The organism is Streptomyces sp. NBC_01775, from assembly GCF_035917675.1.
In the GTDB taxonomy this organism is placed as follows: Bacteria; Actinomycetota; Actinomycetes; order Streptomycetales; family Streptomycetaceae; genus Streptomyces.
Genome location: NZ_CP109104.1, coordinates 6,529,719 through 6,545,909 on the forward strand (window position 1 = coordinate 6,529,719; position 16,191 = coordinate 6,545,909).

Sequence of the window (16,191 nt, forward strand, 5' to 3'; positions counted from 1 at the left end):
ATCGGAAGGAGTGCCAGGGCGCGGGGGCTGGCGGGGGTGCCGGGGCGGCGCCAGGACCCGTGCCGGGGCCGCGCCGGATCTCCGCCGGTGGCGGCGGCGGAGCCCTGCCGGGGCCGACGGCGGGGAGCACCCGACGGCCGGGGCTACGGTGGGCTCATGACGCAGGTGTGGAGGGCCGCCGACCGGTACAGGGGCGGTGACCAGGAGGCCGGGATCGACACCCGGCACGCCTTCTCCTTCTCCGGTTTCTACGATCCGGAGAATGTGAACTTCGGGCTGCTGGTGGCCTGTAACGAGGAACGTCTGGCGCCGGGCGCCGGGTTCCCGCTTCACCCGCACAGGGACGTCGAGATCGTGACCTGGGTGATCGAGGGCGAGCTGGAGCACCGTGATTCGGCGGGGCACTCCTCGCTGGTGCGCCCCGGCGACGTCCAGCGGCTGGGCGCCGGCAGCGGGGTGCGGCACACCGAACGCAACGCGGGGGACGGGCCGCTGCGCTTCGTCCAGATGTGGCTGGTGCCCGGCGCCTTCGGCACGGAACCCGAGTACGAGATCGTACGGGGCATCGCCGACGGCACGCCTTTCGCGCTGCCCCGCACGGAGGCGGTCTTGCACGTGCGGCGGCTGGCCGACGGCGCGCGTACGGCGGTGCCGGACGCGGCCTTCGTGTACGTCCATGTCCTGTGCGGCGAGGCGCTGCTGGGCGAACAGGCCCTGCGCGAGGGCGACGCGGCGCGGATCAGCGACGCGCAGGACCTGGAGCTGCGCGCGCTGGGCCGGGCGGAACTGCTGCTGTGGGAGATGCACGCGGAGCCCGGCTACGGGTGAGGGCGCTCTGGCGCTCAGGGCCGCCCGCGGGGTCCGGGCTGGTCCGGCTGCATCGTTCGGGCTGGTCCGGCTGCCGGTCCGGCTGGGCCGGTCCGGGTCCGGGCTACCCGCGCAATTCGGCCAGGACCGCGTCGGTGAACGGCGTCCACACCTCGGCCGCCCAGGGCCCGAAGTCCCGGTCGGTCAGCGCCACGCACGCGGCGCCCGCCTCGGGGTCCACCCACAAGAACGTCCCCGACTGACCGAAGTGCCCGAAGGTGCGCGGCGAGGACGTGTCGCCCGTCCAGTGCGGGGACTTCGTGCCGCGGATCTCGAAGCCCAGCCCCCAGTCGTTCGGCTTCTGGCGGCCGTAGCCGGGCAGCACCCCGTTCAGGCCGGGGTGGACGACCGAGGTCGCCTCCTGGACCGTCGTACGGTCCAGGAGCGTCGGCGCCTGGAGTTCGGCCGCGAAACGGACAAGGTCCTCCAGGGTGGAGACGGCGTCCTTGGCGGCGGAGCCGGACAGTTCGGTCGCGGCCATGCCCAGCGGCTGGAGCACCGCCTCGTCCAGATACCGCGGGAAGGGGATCTCCGTCGCCTTGGCCAGGTGGTCGGCGAGGGTCTCGAAGCCCGTGTTGGAGTAGATCCGGCGGGTGCCGGGCTCCGCCATCACGCGCTGCTCGTCGAAGGCAAGGCCCGAGGTGTGTGCCAGCAGGTGCCGCACCGTCGAGCCCTCCGGGCCCGCGGGCTCCTCCAGCTCGACGGCGCCCTCCTCCACGGCCACGAGTGCCGCGTAGGCGGACAGCAGTTTGGTGACGGAGGCGAGCGCGAAGCGTTGCCGGGCGGGGCCGTGCGTGCCGGCAAGCGTGCCGTCCGCGCGTACGACGGCCGCGGCGGCGGTCGGCGCGGGCCAGGTCTCGATCATCCGCAGGCTCTCCATGTGCCCGAGCCTAACGCCCGGGAATTGCCGTCGTTTTTGCCCTTGCTTGGAGTGCGCTCTAACTTCGTAGCGTTCACTTATGACCGTGATGGATGCCGGAACGGACACGGAGACACGAGACGCCCCGACGGCGCGTGAGCAGTGCGGAGCGGACAATGCCCCACATCCGCGCCCCGACGGACAGGACATGTACACCATCAGCGAGGTGTCGGCGATCAGCGGTCTGAGCGCGCACACGCTGCGCTGGTACGAGCGGATCGGCCTGATGCCGCACGTGGACCGCACCCACACGGGACAGCGCCGCTTCACCAACCGCGACTTGGACTGGCTGAATCTGGTGGGCAAGCTGCGGCTGACGGGTATGCCGGTCGCCGGCATGGTGCGCTACGCGGAACTGGTGCGCCAGGGTGCGCAGACCTTCGGCGAGCGCAAGGCCCTGCTGGAGACGACCAGAGAGGACGTGCTGCGCCGGATCGACGAGCTGCACGACACCCTGGCCGTCCTCAACCACAAGATCGACGTCTACTCGCAGCCGGCGCGTACTACCTGAGCTGCCTGAGCTGCCTGGTCTGCCGCCCGGCCCCCGGTCGGACATCAGGCGCCGCGGATCTCAGGTGCCGTGAGGCCGGCTCACACCACCGCGAAGGCATGACGGGCTCACACCACCGCGAGGGCATAGAGCGCGAAGGCCGCGGCCAGGGTGCCCGCCAGGACCCGGGGTCCGGGCGCCGCGCTCTTCCACGGTGTCTCGAAGCGCCGCGTCACCCACCCCGTCGCCACGAGCACGAGGGCGAAGAGCGGCAGCCACGCGAGGCGGGCCGCCACCCAGACCGGGGAGTCGGGCGCCGCCGTCAGCCCGCCGACGGTGCTCCACGGGGCGCTCGGTACAGCCACTGCCAGCATGGCCGTCTGGTGCCAGCACAAGACCGTCATGGCCGAGAGGTTGACGACCACGACCGGTGCCCACAGGGCCGGCCGCCGCAGCGCCGAGGCGAGCCGTCCGCGCAGCAGGACCGCGGCGCCGCACTGGAGGGAGGCGAGGGCGAGCACCAGGAGCGACGGAGGATGCGAGTTGGTGCGGGTCTCGCCCGGGACGCCCACCATCGACACCGGATAGTGGAAGAAAACCAGCAGCACGGCGAACAGCGCGCCGCCCCCGGCGAGCAGCAGCGCGCCGCCCCGCCCGCGCAGCTTGCCCTCGCCCCAGCAGACGCCCAACTGGTAGGCGAACAGCCATCCGGGCAGCAGGTTGAGCAGACCCAGCCAGGACGGCATCGCCTGGCCGAGCGGCCCGTAGCGCAGGAGGTCGACGGCGGCCACCGTGCCCAGCAGCGGCGCGGCGGCCCATACTCCGATCCGCTCGCAGGCCCGCACGCAATACGGCGTCAGCGCCGTGACGCCCGCGTAGATCCCGACGAACCACAGCGGCTGCACCACGAGGACGGCCGCCGTACGCAGCGTCGCCCCAGGCACCCCCAAGAACGAGAGCAGCGGCAGCAAGGCCGCCCACACGGCGGTGACTCCCAGGACGGGACGGCCCAGGCGCAGCAGCCGCCCGCGCAGCCAGGCACCCGCCGGCCCGCCGAGCGCGCGATGGCGCTTGTAGGAGAGCACGGAGGAGTAGCCGCCCACCAGGAAGAAGATTCCGAGGAGTTGGAGGACCCAGCTCAGCGGCGCCAGTTGCCCGAACGTGGCCAGCGGACTGGCGTTGTGCAGCGCCCCCGCCCCGTCCCGGGTGAAACCGCCGAGCATCCAGTGGCCCAGCACGACGCCGAGCAGCCCCAGCGCGCGCAACCCGTCAATGGCACGGTCCCGGTGTGCGGGAGTGCGCTCCTCGACGGCACGCACGGCGCCCGCCAGCCCGCGTCGCAGTGTGGTGGCGCGGGGCGGGGCGGTACGCCCGCCCGCGGTGCCGCCCGGGATGGGACGGCGGGTTGCCGGGGACGGTGAACGACGGATCGCCGGGAGCGGCGTACGGCTCGTCGCCGGGGACGGTAAGCGTCTACGGGCGTCAGCGGGCGTCGGTGCGGGCATCGGAGCACTCCTTCGAGGTGGCCGAGCAGTGGACCGAGTGGTATGAACGCAGCGCGACGGCGGAGAAGTTGGCCAGCGAGTCGGTGCCCGGTTCGAGATAGCCCGCGTGCCCGTCCGCCTCGTCGGACGAGACCACCCGGGCGCCGAAGCCCTCACCGGCCGGGTCGGCGCCGTGTCCCAGGCCGAGGAGGCTGACGTTGGGGATGTTGCCGATCCAGTCCTTCTCGGTGTGCGCCGCCCACACGGGCACCCTTGTGCGCAGGGCGGACACCGACTCGGCCCGGATGCCGGGGGAGCCGAAGACGACCATGTCCCGCGCGTCCTCGCGCTCCAGCGAGGAGGCGGCCTCGCCGCAGACGACCGAGCCGTAGCTGTGGCACAGCAGGGCCGGAGCGGGCGCGCCCGTCCGGGCGAGGCCGTGCAGGAAGCGCTCCAGCCGGGGCGCGCCCGCCTCGGCCAGGCGCCCGGTGGCCGCGTCAGGACCGAGGCCGACCGGTGTGGTGTAGCCGACCCAGGCGATCACGGCCGTCCGCGATCCCGGGGAGCGCCGGGTCATCTCGGCGCGCAGCGACTTGGCCATGCCCGCGGGCCTGCCGTAGCGGTTCTTTCCGCCGTCGTCGAAGGTGCCCAGGTCGATGTCCGAGCCGGGCACGATCACGGCGGTGCGGTCCGCGTGCGGGAGGTCTCCGTAGACCTCGGCGACCTGGCCCCTGCCGCGCGGGTCGAAAGCGAGTATCCGGTGGTGCGGAGCGAGGAGGCGGGAGTACCGGTCGGCCTTGGACCGGGCCAGCCGGTGATCCTGGGTGGTCAGCTCCGGGTCGGCCCCGCGCGAGAGTTCGGCCTGCCGCGCGTTCTTCAGGGCGAGTTTGTTGGCCTGGTAGCGGACGCGTACCGGGGCGCCGTCGAGATTGCCGACGGTGAGCGGGTGGCGCCGGGTCAGCGCGCGCACCTGGGCCGGGTCCAGCCCGGCGAAGAAGGAGGCCACTCGTTCGGGGCCGGCCGTAGCGGGGTCGGGCAGCGTGCGCCCCAGGGAGTTGTCGGCGCGCCATGCGGCGGCGCCCGGCGCCGGCCCCGTGACCGGGGTCTGCTCCGTGCCGAGAGCCAGGCCCGTCGTCCCCGCGATGGCGGCTCCAGCGAGCGAGGCGGCGATCAGAGCGCGCTTGAGGCGGCGCTTCATGGCGGTCTCCCTCCTTCTGCCGCCGGCCGGAGGGTCCCGGAGTGGGCGACGGAGGAAGCGTGCGGCGCCGGAAGCGTCCAGGGCGTCACTCCACGGAGCGAACCGCGGAGTGGTACCGGAGTAGGGGGAGGTCCACACGGCACGGCACGGCACGGCACGGTCGGCACGGCTCGGCACCACCTGCGCGGCCAGGCCCCGATGCGGTGCCCTCGCCCGGGGTGCCTACCGGCAGGGGTGTGTGCCTACCGGCGGGGGGTGCCTATCGGCCGGAGGCCCCGGCCGTTCCTACTGGTCGCCGGGCGCGATCAGCCCCGACTCGTAGGCGAAGATGACCGCTTGGGCGCGATCGCGCAGTCCGAGCTTGGTGAAGATGCGGCTCACATGGGTCTTCACCGTCTGTTCGGCGAGATGGAGCGAACCCGCGATCTCCCCGTTCGACTGACCTCGCGCCACCAGCTCCAGCACCTCGGTCTCCCGTTCGGTCAGCCCCTTCAGCCGGAGCGCGGGCGCCGAGGAGCGGGCCCTGTGGGAGCCGGGGCGGCGCTGGCGGGCGAACTCCGCGATCAGCCGCCGGGTCACCGAGGGCGCCAGCAGGGCCTCGCCCGCGGCGACCACGCGCACGGCGGCGATCAGGTCGGCGGGCGGCGCGTCCTTGAGCAGGAAGCCGCTCGCACCCACCCGCAGGGCCTCGTAGACGTAGTCGTCCACGTCGAAGGTCGTCAGCATCAGCACCTTGGGCGTGCGTGTGACTCCGGGCGGCGGCTCCAACAGCTGCTGGGCCGCCTCCAGTCCGTTCAGCACGGGCATCCGGACGTCCATCAGCACGACATCCGGATGAGTGCTGCGGCACAGCTCGACGCCCCGCGCTCCATCCGGTGCCTCACCGACCACGTCGATGTCGCTCTGTGCCGCCAGCAGCGCCGCGAAGCCCGCGCGCACCATGGCCTGGTCGTCGACGATGACCACGCGGGTCACCTCGGAGGAAGCGCCGGGTGCGCCGGTGCCGCTCATGCCGTGGGGGTGTCCTTTCCGTCCTCGTACGGGCCGTCGCGCCATGGGCCGCCCTCTTGCGGGACGTTCCGCCGGTCATCCGGACGCTCGCTGTACGCGCCTCGTTCCGGATGCTCGCTGCCCACACCCCGCTCCGGATACTCGCTGTCCGCGTTCTGCTCCGGATGCTCGTCGCCCGCGCCTCGCTCCGGATGCTCGTCATCCGCGTCCCCCTGGGGGCGTCCGTCCAGGGGCAGCCGCGCGGCGACCCGGAAGCCGCCGTCGGGCAGCGGACCGGTGTCGAGGCTGCCGCCGACCAGCCGCACCCGCTCGCGCATCCCCACCAGCCCGTGCCCGGTGCCCGCGGTCTCCAGCGGCGCGCTGTCCGGATCGGGAGAGGGCCCGTTGACGACCACAACGGTCAGGTTCTCCTCGTCCGCCGCCACCGAGACGCGGGTGACGGCGCCCGGCGCGTGCCGTACGACGTTCGCGAGCGCCTCCTGCACGATCCGGTACGCGGAGAGCGTCACGGTCTGCGCGGGCCCGGCCGCCGGCATCTCGCCCGTATCGCGTGCACCATCCGGTACGTCGACGCTCAACCCGGCGGGCACACCGGCGCGCACGGTCGCCTCCACGAGTTGCTCCAGCCGCTCCAGGCCCGGCTGCGGGGCGCGCTCGCCATGGGTCTTCTCGCTGCGCAGCACGCCCAGCAGGCGCCGCATCTCGGCCAGCGACTCCCGCGCGGTCGCGGCGATGGTCCCGAACTCCTCGCGGGCGGCCTCGGGCAGCCCGTCCAGCCGGTAGGGCGCGCTGTCCGCCTGCACGGTGATGACCGACATGTGGTGCGCGACGACGTCGTGCAGCTCCCTGGCGATGCGCGCGCGCTCCTCCAGGAGGGTGCGCTGGGCCCGCTCAGCCTCGCTGATGGTCTCCTGCTCGGCCAGCCGCCGCTGGACCTCGGCCCTCTCCCGCAAGGTGGCGCCGAGCAGCAGCATCGCGCCGCTGAGCACGATCAGCAGCACGTTCGTGCCATCGCTGCGCGCGGGCGAGAGGAAGCCGAGGACCAGTGATGCGAGCACCGTGACGATCCAGACGCCCAGCAGGGTGCGGCGGCTCTCGCGCAGCGCCAGCGCCAGGCACAGCACCAGATAGCCCACGATCGCCGCCGGCGGCCAGGGCCAGGGGCGCAGTGCGTCGTGATCGGTGTACAGCAGTGCGAGCGCCCCGACGGTGTCGGCGGTGAAGACGATCCACCAGGCCGACAGCGGCCGGGTCACGGCCAGCAGGAGCGGCGCGGTCTGTAGCACGCCGAGTGCCCCCGACAGCGCCCCGTTCAGCTCGTAGTCGTTGGCGAGGATCTGGGTGGTGACGGGGATCAGGACGAGGGCGAAGCCCACCGCCAGCACATAGGGCACCTTGCGGACCCACCACGCGTTCGCGTGCGCCAGCAGCGGCTCCCGGGAGGCCGACGGGGTCAGAAGGGCCGCTCCCAGGGCCCGCAACCCGTCCGCGGCTTCCGGGGGCAGGCGAACGCGCGGCATCCGTCGGGAGCCGCGTACGCGCGGCGTCCGCCGGGGCTCGTGCCCGGGGTCCGGCCCGGCGCCGCCGGGCGGGGGAGGTGGGGTCGATGACATCGCGTGGCCAGAGTACGGAGCGGCGCCGTCCCCCGCGTCCTACGGAGGTAGCGGCGGACCCCCTACCCCGGTACTACCCCCGCGGGGTCCGGCGCGAGGGCTCGGGACGGCGCGTGGGGTCGGGACAACGCGGGGGCTCTGGACAGGAGGGCCGGTGTCAGAGTTCGGCGAGCAATTCGGCCTTCTTGGCGGTGAATTCGTCGTCGGTCAGCAGACCCGCGTCGTGCAGCTCGCCCAGGTGCCGTATGCGTTCGGCGACATCGGCGGGATCGGAGCGGTGGTGCTGCTGGGCCGAGGAGGTGGACGAGACGCTCTCCAGCGCCAGCACGGGGTCGGCCGCGCGCACCGCCTCCAGGACCGAGGCCGCGAAGGGCAGCGACTCGTAGAGCGAGCCGTATCCGAGGCCGAACACCACCGAGGCCGGGTCCTGGTCGGCCTCCGCCAGCGTCTCGGCCCCGCGCGGACGCAGCCGCAGATGGCCGCTGAGGCCCTCGGGGGAGCGCCAGTCGACGCCCTCCAGCTCGCCGACCGGAAAGAACTGGTCACCCGCCTTCCACTTTGCCGTGGAGGCCCCCGTCCAGAACCAGCGGAAGGCGACGACCTTGCCGTCGAAGGACGCCTTGCCGTCGTACGCCTTGAAGCTCTGCGGCGGCGCGGGAGCGGCGACCATGTAGTGGTCCGCGGGTTTTCGCGCGTGGTCGGGCAGAAGGGCCCGCAGCTCCGTCGCGTAGTAGTCCGCGAGCGTCTCGCGCTCGGCGGGCAGCACCAGACGGTAGGGGTCGCTGCCGTCCTTGAGCTGGCCCGCAGCCGCCTCCAGCAGCGGATCGGCGCCCTCGCGCGGCACGGCGCGCAGCACCACGGTGCCACGTCTGCCGCCCGGCACCAGCTCGACAGCGCTCAGCGCCTCGTACGGGACGCGCCGCTCTCCGAGCACGTGAAAGAGCTTCGGTGTGCGGATCCCCCGTTCGAAGCGGATGAGCACGGAGTCTGAATCGAACTCCCAGGTGGAGTGAATTCCAGCCAGTACGTCACCCATGCGGGCCATCGTATGCGTCGGTCGCCCGCACGTCCCCCCTCTGCCGCGCTACGCGCGTAATTAGGTGCGGGGGCGGCTCAGGGGACGGCAGAGCACTCCGGGTCGGAAGAGTCGCAGCCGACGTCCGTGTACGAGCCGGTGCCGATCGCGGCGAAGTTGGCGAGGCTCTGGGTGTGCGGGGCGAAGTAGCCGGTGTGGCCGATGGAGCCGGCGGCCGAGAGGTGACGGGCGCCGAAGCCGTCGGAGACGGGGTCGGCACCGTGGCCGAGGCCGCCTACGTTCATGTGCGGAACGTCCGCGATCCAGTCGTCCCGGTCACGCATGGCCCAGATGTGGGCGCTCGTTCCCAGCTGTGCGGCGTTGTCGGCGCGCATACCGGGGCTGCCGGAGACGGCGATGTCGGTGACATCGTCCGGCATCCGGTGGGCCGCCACGCCGCAGACCACGGAGCCGTAGCTGTGGCAGAAGAGCGAGATCTTGGGGGAGGCGGCCTCCCCGGAGGCCCCTCCCGAGGCGGCGCGGGTGGCGGCGGGCAGCGTGCGGATGAAGCTGTCGAGCCGCTCGGCGCCGTCCTTCGCCGGTCCGCCGGAGGCCGCGTCCACGCCGAGGCCGACGGGCGCCGTGTAGTCGGCCCAGGCGATGGTCGCCGTGCGCGTGTAGGGCGCCGTGGCGTGCTGCTGGTGCTGGAGTGACTTGGCCATCCCGACCGGCGCCGAGTACGGCAGCGAGGACTTCTCGAAGGTCAGCAGCTCGGTGTCGACGCCCGGTACGACCACCGAGACGCGCTGGGCGCGCTCCAGGTCCCCGAACACCTCGGCGGCCCGCCCGCGCCCTGTGGGATCGAAGGCGAGGATCTGCCGCCCGGGGCGCAGCATCGATTCGAAGCGGTGCATCCGGTGCCCCGCGTCCTGGCGGCCCTCGTCGGTCAGCCGCTGGTCGGTCATCCGGTCGCGCTCGGTGTCGCGCGCCTTGAGGAGCGCCGTGCGGTTGGCCTGATAGCGCAGCTCCACCGGAGCCCCGCCGAGGTTGCCGACGACCAGGGGATAGCGCTGGGCGAGCGTGCGCTGCTGCGCGGCGTCGAGCCTCTTGAAGTAGCGCGCGATACGGCCGGCGGACTCGTCCGGGTCGGGGAGCGGATGCCCGGCGAACGAGCCCTTTTCCCAGGCCATGAGCGCCGCGGCACGCGGCCCCGAGGCCAGGTCGTGCTTGCGGATCGCCGTCCATCCGGTCGTCGCCAGCAGGACGAAGACCACGGCCAGGGCGAGCAGTGCACGCCAGGCCGTGGTGCCGGGGACTCCCGTCGAGGGGAAGCCGTTCCCGGACAGCGGGTTCCCTAGGGCGGAAAAGTAAGTCACTGGGGCGCCACCTTAAGAGATGCCGACCGCCATCCACGCAATTGACAGGAAGTGCGTGAGTCATCTCACGTTTCGCGCCTGGTACTCGGATCAAGGTGGGCGGGCATGTGGAGGCCCGTCATGCTCGGCGACTCGCCTCGTCCCGGCTCCAGTTGGCGCTGAGCGCCGGACCGAGCTGCTCGACGTGCTCCTGGGTCACCCGCCGGGCCTCCTCCAGCGACACCCCGTCCCGCAGCCCCCAGTGACGTCCGGCCGAGAGCATCACGCCGGTGAAGGCGGCGACCAGCACCCGGGGCCGCGGGTCGCGCTCGGGGTCCACCCCGGTGCGCCGGGCGATCTCCTGGACGAGTTTTTGCTCCATGAGCAGGGAGTGCCGCAGATGCGCGGCGAGCAGCGAGGGCGTGATCTCGATGATCTGGCACATCCGCAGGTGCAGCTTGAGAGGGGTGATCGCCTCGATGGCCTCGCCCATGTCGTCCCAGGTCTCATCCAGGGTGCGCCGCAGGCATTCAAGAGGGGCCTCGGAGGGGGGCCGGGCGCATACGCCCTCGAAGAAGCGCCGCTCGGTCATGTCCTGGACGAAGAGCGCGACCTCTTCCTTGTTGGCGAAGTAGCGGAAGAACGTGCGCTGGGAGACCTCGACCGCGTCGGCGATCTGGTCGACGGTCGTGGCGTCATAGCCCTGCGTGACGAACAACTGGTGGGCGGCCAGGACCAGGGCGTCCCTGGTGCGCTGCTTCTTCCGTTCACGCAGGCCGGTCACGTGCTGTTCCTTCTCCGGGTCGTCGTTTCGCATATCTTGGCGGCTCGGGTCTTCGCTCTTCAGGACGTGGCCCTCGGCTGTTCTCTCATTGACCTGACATTTACCGGCGAATAATCCCGTTTGTCAATTGTCAGTGGCTGTCATTATCCTCGCGCCATGACCACCCAGACCAGCACCGTCGCGCACGACGCGCCGGATCCAGCAAACTCCGGGGGCGGCGGTGCCGAGTCCCCCAGCGGGCTGCGCGGACACCCGTGGCTGACCCTCGTCACCGTCGCCTTCGGCGTCGCGATGGTGGCCCTCGACGGCACGATCGTCGCCATCGCGAACCCCGCGATCCAAAAAGACCTCGGCGCCTCGCTCGCCGACGTGCAGTGGATAACCAACGGCTATCTGCTCGCCCTGGCCGTTTCCCTGATCACCGCCGGCAAGCTCGGTGACCGCTTCGGCCACCGGCAGACCTTCCTCGTCGGCGTCGTCGGTTTCGCCGCCGCCTCGGCGGCGATCGGTGTCGCGGGCAGCGTCTCGCTCGTCATCGCCTTCCGCGTGCTCCAGGGCATATGCGGAGCGCTTCTGATGCCGGCGGCGCTCGGCCTGCTGCGCGCCTCCTTCCCGGCCGAGCGGCTGAACGCCGCGATCGGCATCTGGGGCGCCGTCATCGGTGCCTCGACGGCCGCCGGGCCGATTGTCGGCGGGCTGCTCGTCGAGCACGTCAGCTGGGAGTCGGTCTTCTTCATCAACGTGCCCGTCGGCGCGCTCGCGCTGGTGATGGGGCTGGTGCTGCTGCTCGACCGGCGCGCCGAGAACGCGCCCCGCTCCTTCGACGTCCTGGGCATCGTGCTGCTGTCGGTCGCGATGTTCTGCCTCGTATGGGCGATCATCAAGGCGCCCGACTGGCACTGGGGCGACCCCAAGACCCTGACGTTCCTCGCCGTCTCGGTGCTGGCCTTCGCGGGCTTCGGCATCTGGGAGGGCAAGGCCAAGGAACCGCTCCTGCCGCTGAGCATGTTCCGCTCGGTCCCGCTGACCGCGGGCACCGTCTTGATGGTGCTGATGGCCTTCGGCTTCATGGGCGGCATCTTCTTCGTCACCTTCTACCTGCAGAACGTCAACGGACTCTCGCCCGTCGACAGCGGTCTGCGGCTGCTGCCGCTCACCGCGATGATGATCGTCGCCTCGCCGCTGGCGGGCACGGTCATCACCAAGGTCGGCCCCCGTATCCCGCTGGTCACCGCCATGGTGCTGGCGGCCGTCGCCATGTTCGGCCTCTCCACGCTGGACGCCGACAGCGGCATGGGCATCACCTCGCTGTGGTTCGGCGTACTCGGTCTCGGGCTCGCCCCCGTGATGGTCGGCGCCACCGAAGTCATCGTCGGCAACGCGCCGTTGGAGCACGCGGGCGTCGCAGGCGGTCTCCAGCAGGCGGCCATGCAGGTCGGCGGCAGCCTCGGTACGGCCGTGCTGGGCGCCGTGATGGCCTCCCGCGTCGGCAGCGAGCTGCCCGCGAAGTGGGCCGAGGCCAAGTTGCCCCCGCTGCCCGCCAAGAAGGAGGCGGCGCTGCGGGAGGCCGCCGAGGTCGGTGTCGCACCGCCGGCCCCCAAGGGCACCCCGGCCCAGATGGCCGAGTCGATCAAGCACGTGGTGCACGACTCGTTCATCTCGGGAATGGGCCTGGCCTTCGTCTGCGCCGGCATCGTGGCGGTCCTCGCCGCGGGCGTCGCGGTCTTCACCAGCCGCGGCAGCGGCGACGCGGGGCCGTCCGTGCACATCTGACGCGAAGCGGTCGCGCGCCTTTGATGCGAAGCGGGCGCGTACGGCGCGTAGGGAAAACGGCCTGGACCGGAACGGCTCGGTACGCCCGGACGGTGGATAACTCGTGAGTTGTGGACAACTCCGCCACCTGTCCCGGTGAACCGGGCCGTTTGCTCTTGGCCCGCCGCTTCGGGCGCGGACATGCTGGTCACACGCCGGGCGACAACGGGCCCGGCACGAGCGGGGGGAGTGATCAGCCATGACAGGCATGCCCGGACGAGGTCCGAGGACGGCGGCGGGGACGGTCGCTACGGGGGCAGTAGCGGCGGTGGCGCTGGCCATGCTGGCGGCGCTGACCGCACATCCAGCGGGAGCCCAGCAGAGCACGGCGGCACCCCAGCAGAGCCACACGGGAGCCAAGCACAGCACGGCGAGGCAAGCGGCGTCACCACGGCTGGGGAAGTGCGGATCGGGCGAGCTGTGCCTGTGGCAGCGCACCGGCTTCCGGGGCAAGCCGCGCGCCTACGAGCTGAGCGGGATCGACATCGAGAGCTGTGTGCGCCTCCCGGCCGGCGTCACCGCGGTCTCGTCGGCCAACCGTACGGGGCGTCCCGTGACGCTCTACCAGAGCGAGGAGTGCGCGGAGACCGCGGAGTTCGCCACACACCCCTCGGGCTCATGGATGCCCCAGCTGCCTTACAAGGCGCGCGCCTTCAAGGTGTGGGAGCACTGAGGTGGGTGCCCGAGGCCCGCTGCGTACGGGAGCGGCCGGGGGCGATCGCGTGGACCGCCCCCGGCCGGGGGACTTCGGCGCGGAGCACGAGGGCCCCCGCCAGGGCGTCAAGCCCTCAGGCGTCACCGCCCGCGGCTCCCGGGTGGGCTGCCGAGGCGTCGAGGAGCTGGTAGCGGTCGATGGCCTGCTTGAGCGCCGAGCGGTCCACCCGCCCCTCCTTGGCCAGCTCGGTCAGTACCCCGAGCACGATCGACTGCGCGTCGATGTGGAAGAAGCGACGGGCCGCACCACGGGTGTCGGCGAAGCCGAAGCCGTCGGCCCCCAGCGACTGGTAGGTGCCCGGCACCCAGCGCGCGATCTGGTCGGGAACGGACCGCATCCAGTCCGAGACCGCCAGCTTCGGGCCCTCGGCGCCCTGGAGCTTGCGCGTGACGTAGGGGACGCGCTGCTCCTCCTCGGGGTGCAGCAGGTTGTGCTCCTCCACCTCTACGGCCTCGCGGCGCAGCTCGTTCCACGAGGTCGCCGACCACACATCCGCCCGTACGTCCCACTCCTCGGCGAGGATCCGCTGGGCCTCCAGGGCCCACGCCATCGCCACACCGGAGGCGAGGATCTGGGCGGAGTGGGTGCCCTGCTCGCCGGCGCGATAGCGGTAGAGGCCCTTGAGGATGCCGTCCGCGTCCACGTTCTCCGGCTCGGCCGGCTGCTGGATCGGCTCGTTGTAGACGGTGAGGTAGTAGAAAATGTCTTCGCCCTGCGGGTGTTCGGCGCTGGAGCCGTACATCCTGCGCAGCCCGTCCTGGACGATGTGCGCGATCTCGAAGCCGTAGGCCGGGTCGTAGGCGACGGCGGCCGGGTTCGTGGAGGCGAGCAACTGCGAGTGGCCGTCGGCGTGCTGGAGACCCTCGCCCGTGAGGGTGGTGCGCCCGGCGGTCGCACCCAGGACGAAGCCGCGCGACATCTGGTCGGCCATCTGCCAGAACTGATCGCCGGTGCGCTGGAAGCCGAACATCGAGTAGAAGACATAGATCGGGATCAGCGGCTCGCCGTGCGTGGCGTAGGCGGACCCCGCCGCGATGGCGGCAGCCGTGCAGCCGGCCTCGGAGATGCCGTCGTGCAGCATCTGACCGGTGGGCGACTCCTTGTAGGCCAGCAGCAGTTCGCGGTCCACGGACTCGTAGAGCTGGCCCAACGGGTTGTAGATCTTGGCCGACGGGAAGAAGGAGTCCATTCCGAACGTGCGGTATTCGTCGGGCGCGATCGGCACGAAGCGCTTGCCGATCTCCTTGTCCCGCATCAGGTCCTTCAAGAGCCGCACGAAGGCCATGGTGGTGGCGATCTGCTGCTGGCCCGACCCCTTCTTCAAGGTGGCATACGCCTTGTCGTCGGGAAGGTTCAGTGTCTTGGCGCGGTTGACCCGGGTGGGCACGTAGCCGCCGCACTCCCGGCGCCGGTCGTGCATGTACTGGATCTCTTCGGAGTCGCGCCCCGGGTGGTAGTAGGGCGGCAGGCCCGACTCCAGCTCGCTGTCCGGGATCGGCAGGTGCAGCCGGTCGCGGAAGCCCTTGAGGTCCTCGACCGTCAGCTTCTTCATCTGGTGAGTGGCGTTGCGGCCCTCGAAGTTGGGGCCCAGCGTCCAGCCCTTGATGGTCTGCGCCAGGATGACGGTCGGCTGGCCCTTGTGCTCGGCGGCGGCCTTGTACGTGGCATAGACCTTGCGGTGGTCGTGGCCGCCGCGGCCGAGGTGGAGGAGCTGATCGTCCGTCATGCCCTCGACCATCTTCCGCAGCCGCTGGTCGCCGCCGAAGAAGTGCTCACGGATGTAGTCGCCGCTCTCGGTGGCGTAGGTCTGGAACTGCCCGTCGGGCGTGGTGTTCAGCTTGTTGACCAGGACGCCGTCCCGGTCCTGGGCCAGCAGCGGGTCCCAGGAGCGGTCCCAGACCAGCTTGATCACGTTCCAGCCGGCGCCGCGGAAGTAGGACTCCAGCTCCTGGATGACCTTGCCGTTGCCGCGTACCGGGCCGTCGAGGCGCTGGAGGTTGCAGTTGATGACGAAGGTGAGGTTGTCCAGCCCCTCGCGGGCGGCCAGGGAGAGCTGTCCGAGGGACTCGGGCTCGTCCATCTCGCCGTCGCCGAGGAAGGCCCACACACGCGACTTGGAGGTGTCGGCGATGCCCCGGGCCTCCATGTAGCGGTTCATCCGCGCCTGGTGGATCGCGCCGATCGGGCCGAGGCCCATGGAGACGGTGGGGAACTCCCAGAAGTCCGGCATCAGCCGGGGGTGGGGATAGCTGGGCAGGCCGTTCGGGGCCTTGCTCTTCTCCTGGCGGAAGCCGTCGAGCTGGGCCTCGCTGAGCCGGTCGAGCAGGAAGGCGCGGGCGTAGATGCCGGGGGAGGCGTGGCCCTGGAAGAAGATCTGGTCCCCGCCGTCGCCCTCGTCCTTGCCGCGGAAGAAGTGGTTGAAGCCCACGTCGTAGAGGGAGGCCGAGGAGGCGAAGGTGGCGATGTGGCCGCCGACCCCGATGCCGGGGCGCTGGGCGCGCGAGACCATGACGGCCGCGTTCCACCGGGTCGCGTTCAGGACCTTGCGCTCGATCTCCTCGTTGCCGGGGAAGAACGGCTCGTCCTTGGTCGCGATGGTGTTGACGTAGTCCGTGCTGCGCATCTCCGGGACGGCGACGCGCTTCTCGCGGGCGCGCTCGATGAGCCGGAGCATGAGGTAGCGGGCGCGTTCCCGTCCGCGCTCGTCGACGGCGGCGTCGAGAGAGTCGAGCCATTCCTGGGTCTCTTCAGGATCGAAGTCCGGGACCTGGCTGGGAAGGCCGCCAATGATGATCGGGTTGCGATCGGATCCGGAAGCCACGCTGTTCCTTCGCTGTATTGGTCGTGTCGTGCTCTGCGAGCTGGGCGGCAGCGCACGCCGTGGACTGGTGCTCTGAGGGGTGTCGCGCCGCCTCCATCGTGTACCGC

The 16,191-nt window shown here is 71.6% G+C and carries 13 protein-coding genes; 4 read left to right on the forward strand and 9 right to left on the reverse strand.

Translation table 11 applies throughout. The features are described from left to right. The first annotated feature begins 156 nt into the window (after positions 1–156). The gene (locus OHB04_RS29060) at positions 157–828 is read left to right on the forward strand and encodes a pirin family protein (RefSeq protein ID WP_326690594.1); all 672 of its coding nucleotides are present in this window, start codon (positions 157–159) and stop codon (positions 826–828) included. 103 nt (positions 829–931) lie between these two features. Here the strand turns inward: OHB04_RS29060 and OHB04_RS29065 are convergent, their stop codons facing one another. Continuing rightward, entirely contained in the window at positions 932–1,747 is an 816-nt protein-coding gene (locus tag OHB04_RS29065; protein ID WP_326808624.1) for a serine hydrolase domain-containing protein, read from the reverse strand. Between the two features lie 79 nt (positions 1,748–1,826). On the opposite strand from OHB04_RS29065, the gene OHB04_RS29070 reads away from it, so the two are divergent. Then, entirely contained in the window at positions 1,827–2,297 is a 471-nt protein-coding gene (locus tag OHB04_RS29070) for a MerR family transcriptional regulator (RefSeq protein ID WP_405803348.1), read from the forward strand. 107 nt (positions 2,298–2,404) lie between these two features. On the opposite strand, the gene OHB04_RS29075 is transcribed toward OHB04_RS29070, so the two are convergent. The 7 genes from OHB04_RS29075 to OHB04_RS29105 all read right to left on the reverse strand — a co-directional run bounded on the left by OHB04_RS29075 (position 2,405) and on the right by OHB04_RS29105 (position 10,736). Next, positions 2,405–3,595, reverse strand: coding sequence for an acyltransferase family protein (locus OHB04_RS29075; protein ID WP_442814972.1), 1,191 nt, complete (start codon positions 3,593–3,595; stop codon positions 2,405–2,407). Positions 3,596–3,758: 163 nt separating this feature from the next. Then, positions 3,759–4,958, reverse strand: a complete 1,200-nt coding sequence (locus tag OHB04_RS29080) for an alpha/beta hydrolase (RefSeq protein ID WP_326690597.1) — start codon at positions 4,956–4,958, stop codon at positions 3,759–3,761. 285 nt (positions 4,959–5,243) lie between these two features. Next, positions 5,244–5,969 (reverse strand): response regulator transcription factor, encoded by a 726-nt coding sequence (locus tag OHB04_RS29085; protein WP_326690598.1) that lies wholly within the window; start codon positions 5,967–5,969, stop codon positions 5,244–5,246. Then, the gene (locus tag OHB04_RS29090; RefSeq protein ID WP_405803347.1) at positions 5,966–7,582 is read right to left on the reverse strand and encodes a sensor histidine kinase; all 1,617 of its coding nucleotides are present in this window, start codon (positions 7,580–7,582) and stop codon (positions 5,966–5,968) included. Before OHB04_RS29090 ends, OHB04_RS29085 begins: the two co-directional genes overlap by 4 nt. Before the next feature lie 157 nt (positions 7,583–7,739). After that, positions 7,740–8,618, reverse strand: coding sequence for a DUF4429 domain-containing protein (locus OHB04_RS29095; protein WP_326690599.1), 879 nt, complete (start codon positions 8,616–8,618; stop codon positions 7,740–7,742). Positions 8,619–8,695: 77 nt separating this feature from the next. Next, positions 8,696–9,973 carry an alpha/beta hydrolase gene (locus tag OHB04_RS29100; RefSeq protein WP_405803346.1) on the reverse strand — a complete coding sequence of 426 codons (1,278 nt, stop codon included), beginning with the start codon at positions 9,971–9,973 and terminating at the stop codon, positions 8,696–8,698. A gap of 118 nt (positions 9,974–10,091) precedes the next feature. Next, positions 10,092–10,736, reverse strand: coding sequence for a TetR/AcrR family transcriptional regulator (locus tag OHB04_RS29105; RefSeq protein WP_326690600.1), 645 nt, complete (start codon positions 10,734–10,736; stop codon positions 10,092–10,094). 156 nt (positions 10,737–10,892) lie between these two features. Here OHB04_RS29105 and OHB04_RS29110 point away from each other — a divergent pair, with 156 nt between their 5' ends. Continuing rightward, positions 10,893–12,509, forward strand: coding sequence for an MFS transporter (locus tag OHB04_RS29110; protein ID WP_326690601.1), 1,617 nt, complete (start codon positions 10,893–10,895; stop codon positions 12,507–12,509). A gap of 238 nt (positions 12,510–12,747) precedes the next feature. Further along, positions 12,748–13,221, forward strand: a complete 474-nt coding sequence (locus OHB04_RS29115) for a peptidase inhibitor family I36 protein (protein WP_326808626.1) — start codon at positions 12,748–12,750, stop codon at positions 13,219–13,221. Between the two features lie 115 nt (positions 13,222–13,336). Here OHB04_RS29115 and aceE read toward each other — a convergent pair whose 3' ends face one another. Continuing rightward, complete coding sequence (gene aceE / locus OHB04_RS29120) at positions 13,337–16,084, reverse strand: pyruvate dehydrogenase (acetyl-transferring), homodimeric type (RefSeq protein WP_326690603.1); 2,748 nt, start codon at positions 16,082–16,084, stop codon at positions 13,337–13,339. Positions 16,085–16,191: the final 107 nt, after the last annotated feature.